The 15,650-nt window shown below is 34.4% G+C and carries 15 protein-coding genes and 2 tRNA genes; 5 read left to right on the top strand and 12 right to left on the bottom strand.

The window, feature by feature from the left end; genetic code table 11:
• Window positions 1–103: 103 nt before the first annotated feature.
• Window positions 104–1,147, bottom strand: a complete 1,044-nt coding sequence (rlmN, locus tag ACP7AV_RS04745) for a 23S rRNA (adenine(2503)-C(2))-methyltransferase RlmN (RefSeq protein ID WP_426090971.1) — start codon at window positions 1,145–1,147, stop codon at window positions 104–106.
• 82 nt (window positions 1,148–1,229) lie between these two features.
• Here rlmN and ACP7AV_RS04740 point away from each other — a divergent pair, with 82 nt between their 5' ends.
• Window positions 1,230–1,871, top strand: coding sequence for an O-methyltransferase (locus ACP7AV_RS04740; protein ID WP_426090970.1), 642 nt, complete (start codon window positions 1,230–1,232; stop codon window positions 1,869–1,871).
• Window positions 1,872–1,986: 115 nt separating this feature from the next.
• Here ACP7AV_RS04740 and ACP7AV_RS04735 read toward each other — a convergent pair whose 3' ends face one another.
• The 8 genes from ACP7AV_RS04735 to ACP7AV_RS04700 all read right to left on the bottom strand — a co-directional run bounded on the left by ACP7AV_RS04735 (window position 1,987) and on the right by ACP7AV_RS04700 (window position 8,898).
• A complete protein-coding gene (locus ACP7AV_RS04735) occupies window positions 1,987–2,562 on the bottom strand; it encodes a phosphatase PAP2 family protein (protein ID WP_426090969.1) in 576 nt (191 codons plus the stop codon).
• Window positions 2,562–2,963: a Sec-independent protein translocase subunit TatA/TatB gene (locus tag ACP7AV_RS04730; protein ID WP_426090968.1), complete on the bottom strand. Its 402-nt coding sequence runs from the start codon at window positions 2,961–2,963 to the stop codon at window positions 2,562–2,564. Before ACP7AV_RS04730 ends, ACP7AV_RS04735 begins: the two co-directional genes overlap by 1 nt.
• Window positions 2,964–3,075: 112 nt before the next feature.
• Entirely contained in the window at window positions 3,076–5,319 is a 2,244-nt protein-coding gene (locus ACP7AV_RS04725) for a M1 family metallopeptidase (protein WP_426090967.1), read from the bottom strand.
• Window positions 5,320–5,383: 64 nt separating this feature from the next.
• Window positions 5,384–5,887, bottom strand: coding sequence for a DUF6702 family protein (locus tag ACP7AV_RS04720; RefSeq protein WP_426090966.1), 504 nt, complete (start codon window positions 5,885–5,887; stop codon window positions 5,384–5,386).
• A complete protein-coding gene (locus ACP7AV_RS04715) occupies window positions 5,884–6,639 on the bottom strand; it encodes a hypothetical protein (RefSeq protein ID WP_426090964.1) in 756 nt (251 codons plus the stop codon). Before ACP7AV_RS04715 ends, ACP7AV_RS04720 begins: the two co-directional genes overlap by 4 nt.
• A 34-nt stretch (window positions 6,640–6,673) precedes the next feature.
• On the bottom strand, window positions 6,674–7,435 hold the full coding sequence (locus tag ACP7AV_RS04710) for a hypothetical protein (protein WP_426090963.1): 762 nt from the start codon (window positions 7,433–7,435) through the stop codon (window positions 6,674–6,676).
• The gene (locus ACP7AV_RS04705) at window positions 7,422–8,150 is read right to left on the bottom strand and encodes a hypothetical protein (protein WP_426090962.1); all 729 of its coding nucleotides are present in this window, start codon (window positions 8,148–8,150) and stop codon (window positions 7,422–7,424) included. Before ACP7AV_RS04705 ends, ACP7AV_RS04710 begins: the two co-directional genes overlap by 14 nt.
• Entirely contained in the window at window positions 8,140–8,898 is a 759-nt protein-coding gene (locus tag ACP7AV_RS04700; RefSeq protein WP_426090961.1) for a hypothetical protein, read from the bottom strand. Before ACP7AV_RS04700 ends, ACP7AV_RS04705 begins: the two co-directional genes overlap by 11 nt.
• Window positions 8,899–9,040: 142 nt before the next feature.
• Between ACP7AV_RS04700 and pepE the strand changes: the two genes are divergently transcribed.
• Window positions 9,041–9,748, top strand: a complete 708-nt coding sequence (gene pepE, locus ACP7AV_RS04695; protein ID WP_426090960.1) for a dipeptidase PepE — start codon at window positions 9,041–9,043, stop codon at window positions 9,746–9,748.
• A gap of 158 nt (window positions 9,749–9,906) precedes the next feature.
• Here the strand turns inward: pepE and ACP7AV_RS04690 are convergent.
• Both ACP7AV_RS04690 and ACP7AV_RS04685 read right to left on the bottom strand, forming a co-directional pair.
• A tRNA-Gly gene (locus ACP7AV_RS04690) sits at window positions 9,907–9,982 on the bottom strand.
• Between the two features lie 45 nt (window positions 9,983–10,027).
• Window positions 10,028–10,100, bottom strand: a tRNA-Gly gene (locus tag ACP7AV_RS04685).
• 172 nt (window positions 10,101–10,272) lie between these two features.
• Here ACP7AV_RS04685 and ACP7AV_RS04680 point away from each other — a divergent pair.
• Entirely contained in the window at window positions 10,273–10,518 is a 246-nt protein-coding gene (locus tag ACP7AV_RS04680) for a hypothetical protein (RefSeq protein WP_426090959.1), read from the top strand.
• A 189-nt stretch (window positions 10,519–10,707) separates the two neighbouring features.
• Window positions 10,708–12,297 (top strand): L,D-transpeptidase family protein, encoded by a 1,590-nt coding sequence (locus ACP7AV_RS04675; RefSeq protein WP_426090958.1) that lies wholly within the window; start codon window positions 10,708–10,710, stop codon window positions 12,295–12,297.
• Here ACP7AV_RS04675 and ACP7AV_RS04670 read toward each other — a convergent pair.
• Window positions 12,286–13,026, bottom strand: coding sequence for a murein L,D-transpeptidase catalytic domain family protein (locus ACP7AV_RS04670; protein ID WP_426090957.1), 741 nt, complete (start codon window positions 13,024–13,026; stop codon window positions 12,286–12,288). The genes ACP7AV_RS04675 and ACP7AV_RS04670 overlap by 12 nt on opposite strands.
• Window positions 13,027–13,215: 189 nt before the next feature.
• Here ACP7AV_RS04670 and ACP7AV_RS04665 point away from each other — a divergent pair, with 189 nt between their 5' ends.
• Window positions 13,216–15,609, top strand: coding sequence for a DUF5916 domain-containing protein (locus ACP7AV_RS04665; RefSeq protein WP_426090956.1), 2,394 nt, complete (start codon window positions 13,216–13,218; stop codon window positions 15,607–15,609).
• The last annotated feature ends 41 nt before the right edge of the window (window positions 15,610–15,650 follow it).

Here is a 15,650-nt window from a genome sequence, read left to right as displayed (position 1 = left end):
TTGATTATTTAAGTTGAATTCCACGAAATTGTATTGCTAAAAAAAATACGCCATTCAAATCAATAATTATCGCTGTGAATTTGCATAATTAGCGGACACCTTTTTATGCTTCTTTGTTGGCAAGTTGCCCACAGGCTGCATCGATGTCTTTTCCGCGGCTTCTTCGCACTTTTACCACAATTCCGCTTGCTTCCAGTGCTTTTATGTATGCATTAATTGATTCTTCTGAAGCTTGCTGAAATTCTCCATCGTCAATTGGATTGTATTCGATCAGATTCACTTTACAAGGAACGTATTTACAAAACTTTACCAAAGCATCGATTGAAGCCTTATTATCATTAATATCTTTCCAAACGACATATTCGTAAGAAATTTTACTTTTGGTTTTTCGGTACCAATATTCTAGTGATTCGCGTAAATCTGCCAAAGGAAAATTAGCACTAAACGGCATTATTCGGGAACGTATTTCATCGATTGCTGAGTGTAATGAAACTGCTAATTTAAATTTCACGTCATCATCTGCGAGTTTTTTTATCATTTTGGGAACTCCAGACGTTGAAAGCATAATTCTCTTGGGAGACATCCCTAAACCTTCCGGAGACGTAATCATTTCGATTGCCTTCAATACATTGTTGTAATTCATAAGCGGCTCACCCATTCCCATAAAAACAATATTCGACAACGGATGATTGTAATACAAACGGCTTTCTTTATCAATGGCAATTACCTGGTCGTAAATTTCAGCCGGCTCCAGATTTCGCATTCTTTTTAAGCGCGCTGTGGCGCAAAAATTACAATCCAAACTACAACCTACTTGACTGGAAACACAAGCTGTAGTTCTTGTATTTGTAGGTATCAAAACCGACTCAACTACCAAACCATCATGCAAACGTACCGCATTTTTCACGGTTCCGTCTTCACTGCGCTGCATCGTATCTACTTTAATGTGATTGATAACAAAATGTGTTTCCAGCATGGTACGTGTTCCTTTAGAAACATTTGTCATGTCCTTAAAACTATGTGCACCCTTGCTCCACAACCATTCATAGACTTGGTTACCCCGAAAGGCTTTATCATTATTAGCGACAAAAAAATCGCGTAGTTGTTCTTTTGATAAAGATCGTATGTCTTTTTTCTCAATTTCCATGCTGCAAATTTAATGACAATTTGTTGATTTGTTGATTTGATAATTTGATAACTTTGCTCTCAATTGAAAAAAGTTTAAAATAATGCATTTCATTTCCCAAGAATTAGAAGATTATATCGAACAACATTCTGAAAAAGAACCGGCTTTACTGGCGGCTTTAAACAAAGAAACTTACCAAAAAATTCTGCTGCCGCGAATGTTGAGTGGGCATTTTCAAGGTCGGGTTTTGAGTATGTTGTCTAAATTGATTCGACCGATTAATATTCTGGAAATTGGAACATATACTGGTTATTCCGCTTTGTGTTTGTGCGAAGGCATGCAGGAAAACGGACAGTTGCATACAATTGACATCAAAGAAGAATTACTTGATTTTCAAAGAAAACATTTTGACAAATCACCTTGGGGGAAACAAATCATTCAGCATTTAGGGGAAGCAGTTGGCATCATTCCAGCGCTTGACTTGAAATTTGATTTGGTTTTTATTGACGCCGATAAGGAAAATTACCTCAACTATTTTGAATTGATTCTTCCAAAAATGAATAAAGGCGGCATAATTTTATCGGACAATGTACTGTGGAGCGGAAAAGTTTTGGAACCACTGAATCCTAAAGATTTGAGCACAAAAATATTGCTGGAATACAATCAATTATTAGCAACGGATCCCCGCGTAGAAACCGTTTTACTACCTATTCGCGATGGATTAACGGTAAGCAGAGTTCTTTAATATAAAAAGTTCTATTAATAACAAATGTGCTAGCCCTGACGGAAGCGGCATCCTTTTCTAGTCCTGAGCTTTTTTCAGGACTAGAAAAGATACAGCGGACAGCAGGAAATTGCTCCTACCAATTAATAGGTTGCGGAAAATATCTTTCTTGTGCTATTTTGTATACAATAAAAATCAAAAATCCAGAAATGAATCCAAACAAATAGCCGGATAAAATGTCTAATGGATAATGCAATCCCAGATAAATTCTGCTGTAAGCAAAAATCAACGGCCATAAAAACAGAAAACCGAAAAATTTGATTTTATCTTTAAAATTAAAATATAAAAATGTCGCGACTGCCATCGAGTTTGCTGCATGTCCCGAGAAAAAACTAAATGAGTTTCGGATTTGAACGATGCGTATATACGAATTGATTTCTGGATTATTACAAGGACGTAAACGTTGGAATCCGTTTTTGAACAAATTTGTCGTTTGATCTGTAAACGTAACTAATACCGCTACAAACAATAGTAAATAAAGCGTTTGTTTTGCTCCCAGTTTTTTAAAAATAACATACAACAAAAGTAGAAATAGTGGAATCCAATTGCTTTGTTTGGTAATAAGTAACCAAAGCCCGTCATAGGTCTTTGATCCTAAACCATTTAAAAACACAAATAATTCCGTATCCAAGGAAAGAAAATTTTTCAACATTACACCTGACGTTTTATAGGTCCTGTAATGTCTTCTGTCTCTTCTTTCGCAGTTTCAATCGGAGCGGTAGTATCTGCCAATAAACTGTCTTTAGCTTTATTAATTTCGGAGGTAATATTTCCGGTGATATCGTTAAATTGCGTCGTATCACCCAATAGATTGTCCTTAGCTTTATTAATTTCTGAAGTAATATTGCCTCTGAAATCGCTCAATGATTTTGTATCAAATCCATTGGCCTCTGCTCCTTTTTGAATTTCACTTTTGATATCATTTGTAGCATTTTTCAGTTGTGCCATTGCTTTACCCATAGTTCGGGCAATTTCCGGTACTTTATCTGACCCAAAAAGCATGAGTACTATAAACATGATAAAAATTAATTCGCCTCCACCTATGCCAAACATATTTTTTTATTTTTGATTACTACAAAGATATTAAATTTTGAATCTTTGACTTTTAATTTTTTCATAAAAAAAAAGACTCTTTTCAGAGTCTTTTTTTGCAATATTTGTTTGTCTAGTCGAATTTGGACTTTACTTCTTCTTTTGGCCACGTATTATTAGTCACATCGATATCCGCCGTTTCTAACTTTGGATCTACTTGGATTTTTTTGATAGCTTTTTCAGTCGCGTAAACTTTCTTAGCGGTATCATTGTTTTTTCTCCAAATTTGAGCTGGATATTTGAACGTTTCTTTTGAATTATCATCATAAGTTAACTCAACGATAATTGGCATCAACATTCCTCCCGGTTTGTTGAACTCTACTTCATAGAAATATTTAGGCGATTTTAATTTTGTTTTTTCATCAGCTGTAAAGTTTTTATTTACATACTCCGATAATAAATTTACATCTGAAATCGCTAATGCTTTCTTATCTTTAGCGGATAATTCTTCGCTTGATCCAGGAACTAAATATATGAAAGGTCCTTTTTCCTGACCAAAACGTCCTCTTCTTACGACAGCGTCTTTTAATTCTTTAGTTGCAGCCTCAGATACGTAATATTGTTTTACTTCTTTCACTCCGATATCTACAAAATCAGTGGAGTAAAACCATCCTCTGAAAAACCAGTCTAAATCTATTGCTGATGCATCTTCCATGGTCCTAAAAAAGTCTTCCGGAGTAGGATGCTTAAATTTCCATCGGTTTGCGTATACTTTAAAAGCATGGTCAAATAATTCTCTTCCCATGATTGTTTCTCTAAGAATATTCAATCCTGTTGCCGGCTTACCATAAGCGTTTGCACCAAATTGAACTATTGTTTCAGAGTTAGACATAATAGGCTCTAAAAAATTTTGATCACCACTCATATAAGGAACAATTTTGCTTGCAGGACCACGACTGGAAGGGAAATTCGTTCCCATTTCCTGTTCGGCCATGTATTGCATAAAGGTATTCAATCCTTCATCCATCCAAGACCACTGACGCTCATCAGAATTGACAATCATAGGGAAAAAATTGTGTCCTACTTCATGCACCACCACTCCAATCATACCGTTTTTAATACGTTCGCTGGTCACTCCTTTTTCGTCAGGACGACCGTAATTCCAACAAATCATTGGGTATTCCATACCTTGATCTTCCGCAGATACTGAAACCGCTTTTGGATAAGGATAATCAAATGTATGTGCAGAATAACTTTTCAGCGTATGTGCTACAGTTCTCGTTGAAGTTTCTCCCCATAAAGGATTACTCTCTTTAGGATAAACTGAAATTGCCATTACCGTTTTCTCACTTAATTTAACTGCCATAGCATCATAAATAAATTTTCTGGAAGTGGCAATTCCAAAGTCCCTTACGTTTTTAGCGCTAAATCTCCATGTTTTCTTCTTATCAGAAAATCCTTTTTCGGTTGCTTCTGCTTCTGCTTGTGTTACGATAACAACTGGATTATCGTAAGATTTCATAGCTAATTCATATCTTTTCACTTGTTCCGGAGTAAACACTTCACTTCTATTCATCAGCTCTCCTGTTGCTTCCATAACGTGGTCCGCAGGCACTGTAATATTTACATCAAAATTTCCAAAAGGCAATGTAAATTCTCCCGTTCCCCAGAACTGCATATTCTGCCATCCTTCAACATCATTATAAACCGCCATTCTAGGATAGAACTGAGCAATTACATATAACTTATTTCCGTCTTTTTCGAATAGTTCATATCCTGAACGACCACCATCTTGTCTGTAATTATTGATGTTGTAAGACCATTTGATTGCAAAAGAAAATTTTTCACCAGGTTTCAATGGCGCTGCCAAATTGATACGCATCATCGTTTGATTGATGGTATACGACAATGAGTTTCCTTTAGCATCTTTCACAAACTCGATGTTGAATCCACGCTCTAATTCTTGTTTCAAAAATTTATTAGCAAAGTTTCCTGCCGGAAAAACCTGTTCCATTCTTTGGCTTTCTGCCAATGGAGTCTGTGAGTTTTTCGCAGCTTGATTTTGGTCTAATTGTACCCATAAATATTCTAAAGTGTCCGGGGAATTATTGTAATAGGTAACGGTTTCGGAACCGCTTAATCTAGAATTTTTGTCGTCAAGCTCAATGTTGATTTTATAATCCGCTTGTTGTTGATAATAAGCTGGACCTGGTGCCCCTGAAGCGGTACGAAACATATTAGGGGTTGCTAACAAATCATACATTTGGCTAAACTTATTGGTGTCGTACTTTCCGGCTGGTTTTGGCGCGACTGGTGCCGTTTTTTCCTGTGCAAACAATAATGCAGGGAAAAATAATAATAAAGATAATTTTTTCATAGTTGGAAATCTGGTTATTTCAATGTGTGAAAATAATAATTTTAAGTAGATGTATCTAAATTAATTAATATTTTAACACTTCCTTGGACGAAGACTCTGTAAAAAGTAACGTGTTTTTGACTCCCAAAACATTAAAATGCATAATGTTCTGTTGCTCTGAATTACCTTCGGTAATTACTGCATTATAGATTTGCAGCGCATTTATTTTTTGGATTTCTTTCATGCTGAAATAACAGATGAGAACATCGCCTTCCATCTCTTTACTTAAAAAATTGACGGGCTTTGCCTGACCGTTTACCTTGATGTAGAATTTTTCATTGAAGTATTTTTTCAAAAGAGTTACATCTTCAATAGTTTCATTTTCTGAACCCAAATTAATTCTCTTACCATACTTTTTTCCAATGGCATTATTTAAATCATCAACGAATATACGAGCTGTTATTTGAAGCATTTTCTTTTCCGGAGCGTAATTCACTTGATACAATGCCACATAAAACTTATGTACATTAAAAGATGCTAACGTTAAAGACAGTAACCCAAAAAAAGTAATTAAGATTGTTTTTTTCATTTTTGTGTAGTAGTAATTCTTTTAAATTCTTCGTTCTTGGTGATTAAAAAATCAATTAGTAAAAACTCATCTTCTTCTTTCAAAAGATTTTTTGATTTTGGATCGTTTTCGCAATAATCCAGAAAAAGACCAATTTCTTCAGTTTTCAACTTCAAAGTATTGGTAAAAAAATAGCGGTCCAAACCTTTGGAAACTGCGTCAGAAAAATCTACTCGCGCATTCAATCCTGCTTGTTCAGCCGAATCTTTTTTAAATACTTTGGAAACCATCTTAAATATTTTAACAAAATCCATTCCATTTTCTATAGTTCCGTCCGAAGGCATGGTTCTGTTTACCGGGGAAGATTTCGCATCGTCAGTAAATTGCATTTCTACAATTTCTTGAGAATTGCCAATGGCTGGCTTTATATCCGTTTTACCTTTTACAATTACTTCTTTCAAAACTGTAGTTTGCATTTCTAAAGCAACCACAAACAACGGTTTAGAAAAATCTTTCCCCTGCAGTACTATTTTTTTGGATTTAAAAGAAGGGCTCGAAACCAGCAAAGTATCTTTGGCCTTAGCCAAAATGTCAAAAAAACCCTGATTGCTGATAAAAGTTCTCGTTTTCGAATTTAGATTAAAAACATAACCGTTGTCCACCAAAGCTAATTCATTTACAAACTGACCGTGCAGTGACTTTCTGTTTTCGTTTTGCCCAAAAGAATGTTGGCAAAAGAAAAGCAAACAAAGAATTTTTATTGTCGTTGTCATCTCGATGTTTTAAGTTTTGTGTTTTTTATTCCAGTCAATTTTCATTGTTTAGTATGTCTTTGTATTCTTGCGCCAAAGCTACCATAAAAAACGAGGTTCTTTCTTCATTTTTGGATTCTAAAACTTTCAAAAAATTTTCATTTTCCACGATGAAATATTTAAACCCATTTACGTAATCATTTGCAATTCCAAGTTGAACCGTAAAGTATTCTTGACTGAACAATTCAGAAATCAATTTAATAAAGTTTTCTTTTTTCTCCAAAATAACTAATTTCTTAAGCCGTTTCGTTCTTCCATTGATCTTGTTTATTAACGGATCTAGTGGCATCGAACCACCTAAAAGCTGCAATAATTCTATCGGTTTGAAATCTCCAGCGGTTCTCAACCTTCGTTCTGCAGGACTATATTTCACCGGATCTCTAGTTACAACACCCAATGAAAGCGCGTTAATTTCATTTTTATTTACAATTACCTCCTTCAATTCTGTAATTTTAGGCTCCAGAATAATTGACATCTTCCCAAGTTCAAAATCACTAAAGCTAATTGTTTTCCTATACTTTTTAAGATTTACAGCAGTAAAGACCAATATGTCATTGGCTTTCGCCAAAATAAAAAATTCTCCAGAACTATTTGTTTGCGTTGCTTTTCCGTTTGTTAAATTTAAGATATTAATTCCATTTACGCCAACAGAATCTACGCTGATTTTTCCTTGCAGCAGCTTTTCATCGAGAGTTTGTCCCAAAGAAATCTGGCACAGTAATAACAACATTCCCGTTAAAATGCTAATTATTTTCAAGGACTATTATTTCGTTATAATTTTCTGCAAGTTTGACAATTAAATACATAACCAGTGTCTTGTTTTTATCTCGTAGTGCGTTTGCAAAAGCAGCATCATCCACACAATAATACTGGAATCCTTTGATATAATCCTCCGGTATTCTTAATGTTTCCGTATAATATTTATCTTCAAAAAGCACATCAATTCTCGCCAATAACTGTTCTTTCTTCTCAATTATAATTTCTTTTTTCAGCATGGCTTTTCGTCCTGAAATAGTGTTCAGCAATCCATCGATTCCTCCACCGGAAGTTGCGGTGTATAATTTTCTTTCAGCAGCGCTGTATTTTTTTTGACCGTACGGAATAATGCCTAAACTCTCGGCCGAAATAGCAGATTCATTGACCACAACCTCTTTCAAAACAATGCTTTTAGAAATCATCAAAACCGAAATAACTTCCTGCAGCATATCCTGTTTGTTAATTTTCCTGCGAAGACCTTCTAAATTAACGGCTGTGAAAACCAGAACATCGCCTTCTTTTACGGGAATTGTAAAAAAGCCATTAACATCTGAAACCGTTGTTTTTTCTGTTGACACATTTACAATAGTAATGCGATCCACTGCAACAGAATCTGCGGTGATTTTTCCTCGAATTTCCTTTATGATATTGGTCTGCCCAAAAGTAACTTGAACCAATAAAAGGATTATAAACTGTAGCGTATATTTAATTTTCACTGGCAATTATTTCTTTATACTTTGTTGCTAATTCTACTATCAAAAAAGTAGTCATTGTAACGTTTTTAGATTTTAAAACAGTGACAAAGCGTTCATTTTCGATGCTATAGTATTGAAATCCTTTGACATACTCCGCCGGTATTTTTAATGTACTCACAAAATAATCCGTGGCAAACAGATTCTCTAATTGTCTCAAATAGGATTCTTTCTTCTCGACTTCAAGTTCTTTTTTCAACATTTTCGTTCTTCCCGAAAACCAATTCAATAATGGATCTGCGGAAATAGATCCTCCCATCATGCTACCCACATTAGCACTAGCATTGAGGTGAGTGGCAGTATACAACTTTCGTTCTGCTGGAGTATATATTTTTTGTCCTTTGGGAACAATTCCTAATGAAACGCCGTTAATCCCATTTCGAACAATCACCTCACGCAATTGATTCATTAAAGGTGTCACTTTTACATACAGAATTCCTTGAGCAAAATGATCTTGAGTCAAAAGTAACTTAGTTTCCTTGAATTGCGATGCCGAAAACAGCAACGTATCACCCACTGCTGCCTGAATTGAGAAATTACCTTCTTGATTTGTAACAGAAGCCTTCTGTGTTTTTTTATTTATGACATAAATACCTTCCAAAACCGAAACATCAGCAGTCACTTTTCCGTATAATTGCGTTCGGGGGGCCTCTTGCGACAGAACGTTCGTCGCAGCAAAAGCCAAAAATAAATACACAATTCTAATCATCATTCAAACAGTCATTATTGACACCTCGTAAAAGTATCTTAATGCATTCCAAATTAATTATTAATGGGTTGGTAAAAAAATGTTAATTAAAAATTTGAAATAAAAAAGACCGATTTAATACCTTTGCACAAATTATCCACCAAAAATGAAAAATATACTAATCGCAAGTACCTCTACACTTGCAAACGAGAATTATCTGGAGTATTTATTACCAGAATTGCAATTGCATTTTCAAAACTGCAATACGATTCTTTTTATTCCTTACGCTAGACCTGGCGGTATTTCGCATGAGGAATATACCACAATGGTAAGCTTAGCTTTCGCCAAAATAAATAAAAAAGTAATCGGAATTCATGAATTTGAGGATGCCGTACAAGCAATAAAAAATGCAGAAGGAATTTTCACGGGCGGCGGAAACACATTTGTACTCGTATTGCAATTACATAAGAACAATGTTATGGAAATCCTTTCGGAAGTTGTGAAAAACGGCACTCCTTATTTAGGAACAAGCGCAGGAAGCAATATTTGTGGACTTACAATGCAAACTACTAACGACATGCCCATTGTTTATCCGCCAAGTTTTAAAACTCTGGGATTAATTCCTTTCAATTTAAATCCTCATTATTTAGACCCCGACACCAGTTCCAAACACATGGGCGAAACCAGAGAAACCCGAATTATGGAATATCATGCTTTTAATACTGTTCCGGTTTTAGGTTTGAGAGAAGGCAGTTGGCTTGACGTAAAAGGAGATAAAATCATTTTGAAAGGCAATCTTACCGCCAGACTCTTTAGACAAAATCAAGAAATTGAAGAATTAGAAACGGGAACTGATTTGAACTTTATAAAGTAATGTTGAAAAATTAAATAAAAAAAGCCGAAACAATTAAGTTTCGGCTTTGAAGAGTTAAAGCCGAGACTTCCCATATCAATCTCTTAAGCGGATATTTCAAATCTTCGGGACTCGCACAACCTTAAAATAAAAAACCTCAAACAAAAGTTTGAGGTTTTTGGAGCGAAAGACGAGGCTCGAACTCGCGACAACCAGCTTGGAAGGCTGGAGCTCTACCAACTGAGCTACTTTCGCATTATAACAATAAAATAAAATCTCAAAATAAAACTTGAAACTTAGAGCGAAAGACGAGGCTCGAACTCGCGACAACCAGCTTGGAAGGCTGGAGCTCTACCAACTGAGCTACTTTCGCATTAACAACGGTGCAAATATAATTAATAAGTTTACTTCAATGCAAGTTTTTTTCTTAAAAAGTCGCAAACACACTCCCAGAGTTTCTTTTATTTAAGGAGATACAAATCATAAAGAATTTAATATGAAAATATTATACCTTTATAATACCCAAAAAATATTTTTACAAAACAATGAAAAACATCAAACAAATAATTGCTTTGAAGACATTTCCGGCACTACATGTTGTTCTTTGGGCTGAAAAACTCATAGAAAGTTATCGTTTTGATAGCAATACTTTAAAAACTACCGTTCATTCTGGACTTTATGGCTCCGACAATCTCTTGGAAGTGATTTCCTTATTTGAATCAAAAAATGATTCGTTTACCATTGAAAAACAATTACAAATTCATGGAATATCCGTTTTGAAACAGCATTAAAAAAAAATTTCGGCGAAAAACTGATTATTTATGCTGAAAAATAATACAGTAAACAAAAACCAGATTTAATCTGGCTCAATATCACAAAGGAATCCATTTGTTTTTGTGCAAAAATGGAATACCAAACAAAAGGACTGCCTTTTGAAATACAAGGAGTCGAGAAACATATTGTCATGTTTAAAGCTATAAATGATGAATAATTTATTTCTGATTGTGTTACTGTGCATCTTTATAAGCTGCAAGAAAGAAGGACTAAAAAGTGAGGTAATCTTGAAAAAAGAGATTGTAAAACCTCGTGTGCAACCGGAAGGAAAACCAACTAACATTGATTCTGCTGTTGTAATTTCGTCGCACAACAAAGTGCTAAAGGATTTTTATAGCTCCACAAATTACAGAACGGTTTGGCAATCAGAAAAAAAGAGGAAAATAGTTTTAGCCGAGCTTCTCAAATCAAGTGAAGAGGGACTCAATCCGGAGGATTACAACCTAAAAACATTATATGATTTTGAAAAAAGAGCAACAACTTTAGACTCTTTAGACATTGTAAAATATGATATTTTATTGACCTCCTGTTTGCAAAAATACATCTCACATCTTACTAATGGAAGACTAAATCCCCGAAAATTATACAAAAACTGGGATTTGAAAGAAAACTATATTGACTTAAATGCAACTGTTGCCCTATTACTTCAAACCGATTCTTTGGCTTACACAATAGAACAACTGAAACCCAATCATATTGTTTACAAAAGATTAAAAAAAGCACTTCGACAAATTAATACTTTTCCAAAAGATGATTTCAAGCCGATAAAATTTACAAAAATAATAACGACTAATGACACCAATCCTTCCCTAATTGCCATCAAGAAGAGATTAATTTATTGGAAAGAATTGCAACCTAAAGACAGCCTTTCCCCGATTTACGATGAAGAAACGGTAAATGCCTTAAAAAAATTTCAAAGTCGGCACGGTTTAGCCGCAGATGCAAAAATTGGAGCAGGAACAATTGCATCTCTCAATTTTTCTAAAAACCAACGAAAACAACAAATTCTCGTAAATCTGGAACGCTGGAAATGGTATCCAAAACAAATGGGAAAGGAATACTTAATCATTAATATTCCTGATTACAAGTTGACACTGGTTAACAACAACGATACGTTGAGAACGCACAGAGTCATCGTGGGAAGAGCAAAAAGAAAAACACCGGTATTGAGTTCTAAATTGACACAAGTCGTTTTTAACCCAACTTGGACGGTTCCGCCAACCATCCTGAGAGAAGATGTAATTCCTGCTATTCTAAAAAGCCGAAACTACTTGACTCAATCAAATATTAAAGTTTACGATAGTAATGGAAGAATTGTAAGTCCTGATGAATGGCAATCGTCTCAAGCTATAACGTATCGCTACGTGCAAAGCCCGGGTACTTTCAATTCGTTGGGCATGGTAAAAATTATTTTTCCAAATCGTTTTTCGGTTTATTTACACGATACGAATCACAGGGATTATTTTGACAAAATAGACCGTTCATTAAGTTCTGGCTGCGTAAGAGTAGACAATCCATTAGAATTAACAGAATATATATTAGATGACAAAGTCAATTGGAATTTGGCAAAAATTACAGAGACGTTACAAAACGAGAGAACAAAATTTGTTAACATCCGAAAAGAAATCGCATTATACTTATTGTATTGGACCGCTTGGAGCGAAAACAATAAATTGATTTTCAGAGATGACATTTACAATCTTGATGCTGCTTTGTACGATAAATTACGAAATTGATTTTGCTCCAAAATTAGAAACTCTTGAAGGATGATAAACAAAGAAACATGATTTGTCTTTTATAACGCTGATAATCTCTTTGGATAATTCAGTAGGAACAGCAGGACAGCCTTGGCTTCTTCCTAATCTGTGGTTATTTTTGATAAACGAATTAGAAACATAATCAGCCGCGTGCATTACTACACCTCTTGCTCTTGCATTGTCATTTACTCCTTTTTCTAAACCATCTAAACGAAGTGACGTGCCGTGTTTGCCATTGTAAATTTCACCTGTAGCATAAAATCCTAAACTGCTTTTAAAAGATTCAGCTGCATTTGAAAAATTATTAGCGAATTCTTCGCCTGTATTTCTTCCATGAGCAACAAGAGAGTGAAACAATACATTTCCCGTAGTTAAATCAATTACCCAAAGTCTTTTGGTATTAGATGATAAACTAAAATCGACCAAAGTTAAAATGTCTTTCTTAATCAATCCTTTTTCTTTCAAAGAATAATATCCTTTCAAGGCAACAGCAAAACTTTCTAGTTTTGGTAACGCAAATTTGTCGGAATGTAAGCTGCTGTAAACCATTTCAACCTTTGCATCTATACTTGAGGCCATTAATTTTCCAGAAGTAATTACTTCTGCGTGTGTTGCAGATTTACTGTTTTTTGGTTCAGAAGAATTTGGTTTGCTAGTAGAAAATGAAAACAGCAAAAACAAAACAGCAGGAAATATTTTATATATCATTGATTCTTTTTAAGTTAAACTTTATTTCTCGGTGGCAAACCTACACATAATAGCACCGTAAAAACAAAAATTATAAAAACTTTAATCTTAATATAACAAAATATAGTGAAAAAAATTGTTTAAACGCAAGAAAATAAAAATACATTATCTACTATTTTTGTTATTTTTGCCCACATACAACAATAATTCATGTCAAAACGTATTTATTTATCATTACTTTTTTTAATTATTTGCAGTATTAACACCTTTGGTCAAAAAAAGACACTTCAAGCAAAATCCATCATAGAAAACATTACAATCGACGGAAAGATCAATGAGAAAATCTGGGAATCGGCTTCAATTGCTTCAGATTTTATCATGTTTGAACCTGATAATGGAAAACCCATAAACAATGATAAAAAAACAGAAGTAAAAGTGCTCTATGACAATGATGCTATTTACATATCGGCAATGCTGTATGATAACGAACCCGGCAAAATTCAGAAAGAAATAACTAACAGAGATGTTTTTGGGGTTTCGGATCATTTCTCCGTTTACATCAATGGTTTTAATGATGGCCAACAGGATTTTAGATTTTTCGTGAGTGCCGCAGGTGTACAAATGGATTGTTTAGCGACCGAGGATTATGAAGATTTTACTTGGGATGCCATTTGGGATAGTGAAGTTGCGATCACCGAATTGGGTTGGGTTGTGGAAATGAAAATTCCTTACGCTGCTTTACGTTTTTCAAAAGCTGACAAACAAAATTGGGGATTAAACTTTATGCGCGAAATTAAGCGGGATGTGCAAAAATATACGTGGAATAGGATTGATACTAAAATTGGGGCGGTAATTCCACAAGCAGGAATTCTTCAAGGAATTGAAAATATACAAACTCCAACTCGACTTTTCTTGATTCCGTATTCCTCTGCTTACTACCAACAAAGTGATATTGGTTCAGGTATTACTTTAAAAGCTGGGTTGGATATAAAATACGGCATCAACGATTCCTTTACATTAGATGCAATTTTGGTTCCTGATTTTGGACAGACAAAATTTGATAATGCAATATTATATTTAGAACCTTTCGAGCAACAATTAGAAGAAAACAGACCTTTTTTTACTGAAGGAACTGATTTATTTAGCAAAGGAGGATTGTTTTATTCTCGAAGAATTGGTGGCGGTTCCACTACTGAATTACTCCTTGCCAATGAAGAAGAAACCATTAATTATCCAAGTACCGTAGATTTACTGAATGCCATAAAAATATCAGGTCGTACTGAGAAAGGATTAGGAATTGGATTCCTGAATGCCGTTACTGAAAAAACAAAGGCTACTATAAAAAATAATGACACAGGAGAAATTAGAAAAGAAGTAATTGAACCATTGACTAATTATAATATGTTTGTTTTGGATCAGCGTTTCAACCAAAACTCATCTGTTTCTTTTGTAAATGCAAATACCACCCGAAATAGCGATTTCAGAGATGCAAATTCCTCTGCTTTGTTATTTGATTTAAACACAAAACAAAATACCTATAATTTGTATGGAGATTTCAAATACAGCGTTATCAACGCAATTGAAGATTACGATGGTTTTAAAACCGAAATAGGTTTTGCAAAAACGAGTGGGAAATATCGTTATGGGTTTTCCGGAAAATATGTTTCAGAAAATTATGATATTAATGATTTGGGAATCAATTTTTATTCCAATTATCATAATGCTTATGCCAATGGAAGCTACAGAATTGTAAATCCAACGAAACTTTTTAATACTTTCAGGATCAATCAATATATTAATTTTGAAATGGACAACACCTCTGGAAAATTACAAACCGGAGCTTTTGGCACAGAAATTAAAGCAAGAACTTTAAGTAACGACGCTTTAGAGTTTGTTGTTGAATTTTCACCATTCAAAACATATGATTTTTACGAACCCCGTGAATATGGTAAATATGTGTTTTTGCCACAAAAAGTTTTTGCAGTTGTAAATTTCACTTCCAATGACAATAATCCTTTCACCATCGTTCTGCAACCGTCAGTAACAATATCTAATGAGAAAGACAGAAACGTTTATGGGTTGTACATAAGTCCAAAATACAGATTTAATGACAGATTTTCTCTTACTTATGTATTGGAATATTTTAACAAAACTAACGATCGTGGCTGGGTTGATACTGACAAAACCGAAATCTTTTTTGCCGAACGTACCAGAGAAACTGCTCAGCATGATTTTACTGGGAAATATGCTCTCAACAACAAAATGACCATCAATCTAACCATACGGTATTATTGGTCGTATTCTAAAAACCATGAGTTTTTCACTTTACAAGACAGCGGTTATCTGACCCCAAACAGCACTTACGCACAAAATAAAGATAGGAATTTTAATTCCTGGAACTTCGATTTATCGTATTCATGGTGGTTTGCTCCCGGAAGCGAAATATCTATTTTGTACCGTAATTATGGTTTAGAAAGAGCCAGCGTAGTAGAAAAAGATTTGTCCAAAAATCTTAAAAACATCTTCAGTAGTGACCTTACTAACGTGCTTTCTGTAAGCATTCGCTATTTTATTGATTACAATTCAGTAAAAAATAAATTTTAATTTTTTTAAATCAAACTGTAACATATCATTGAAAATGGAGT

The organism is Flavobacterium sp. DSR3-2, from assembly GCF_049896525.1.
GTDB lineage: Bacteria > Bacteroidota > Bacteroidia > Flavobacteriales > Flavobacteriaceae > Flavobacterium.
This window is presented reverse-complemented; position numbering and strand designations above follow the sequence as displayed.

Bases quoted from the DNA above. Each gene is read 5' to 3' on its own strand.
- ACP7AV_RS04730 (WP_426090968.1), bottom strand. From the start codon at position 2,963: ATGTTTGGCATAGGTGGAGGCGAATTAATTTTTATCATGTTTATAGTA.
- pepE (WP_426090960.1), top strand. From the start codon at position 9,041: ATGAAAAATATACTAATCGCAAGTACCTCTACACTTGCAAACGAGAAT.
- ACP7AV_RS04715 (WP_426090964.1), bottom strand. From the start codon at position 6,639: ATGACAACGACAATAAAAATTCTTTGTTTGCTTTTCTTTTGCCAACAT.
- ACP7AV_RS04680 (WP_426090959.1), top strand. From the start codon at position 10,273: ATGAAAAACATCAAACAAATAATTGCTTTGAAGACATTTCCGGCACTA.
- ACP7AV_RS04735 (WP_426090969.1), bottom strand. From the start codon at position 2,562: ATGTTGAAAAATTTTCTTTCCTTGGATACGGAATTATTTGTGTTTTTA.
- ACP7AV_RS04665 (WP_426090956.1), top strand. From the start codon at position 13,216: ATGTCAAAACGTATTTATTTATCATTACTTTTTTTAATTATTTGCAGT.
- ACP7AV_RS04675 (WP_426090958.1), top strand. From the start codon at position 10,708: ATGATGAATAATTTATTTCTGATTGTGTTACTGTGCATCTTTATAAGC.
- ACP7AV_RS04720 (WP_426090966.1), bottom strand. From the start codon at position 5,887: ATGAAAAAAACAATCTTAATTACTTTTTTTGGGTTACTGTCTTTAACG.
- ACP7AV_RS04740 (WP_426090970.1), top strand. From the start codon at position 1,230: ATGCATTTCATTTCCCAAGAATTAGAAGATTATATCGAACAACATTCT.
- rlmN (WP_426090971.1), bottom strand. From the start codon at position 1,147: ATGGAAATTGAGAAAAAAGACATACGATCTTTATCAAAAGAACAACTA.
- ACP7AV_RS04725 (WP_426090967.1), bottom strand. From the start codon at position 5,319: ATGAAAAAATTATCTTTATTATTATTTTTCCCTGCATTATTGTTTGCA.
- ACP7AV_RS04700 (WP_426090961.1), bottom strand. From the start codon at position 8,898: ATGATGATTAGAATTGTGTATTTATTTTTGGCTTTTGCTGCGACGAAC.
- ACP7AV_RS04670 (WP_426090957.1), bottom strand. From the start codon at position 13,026: ATGATATATAAAATATTTCCTGCTGTTTTGTTTTTGCTGTTTTCATTT.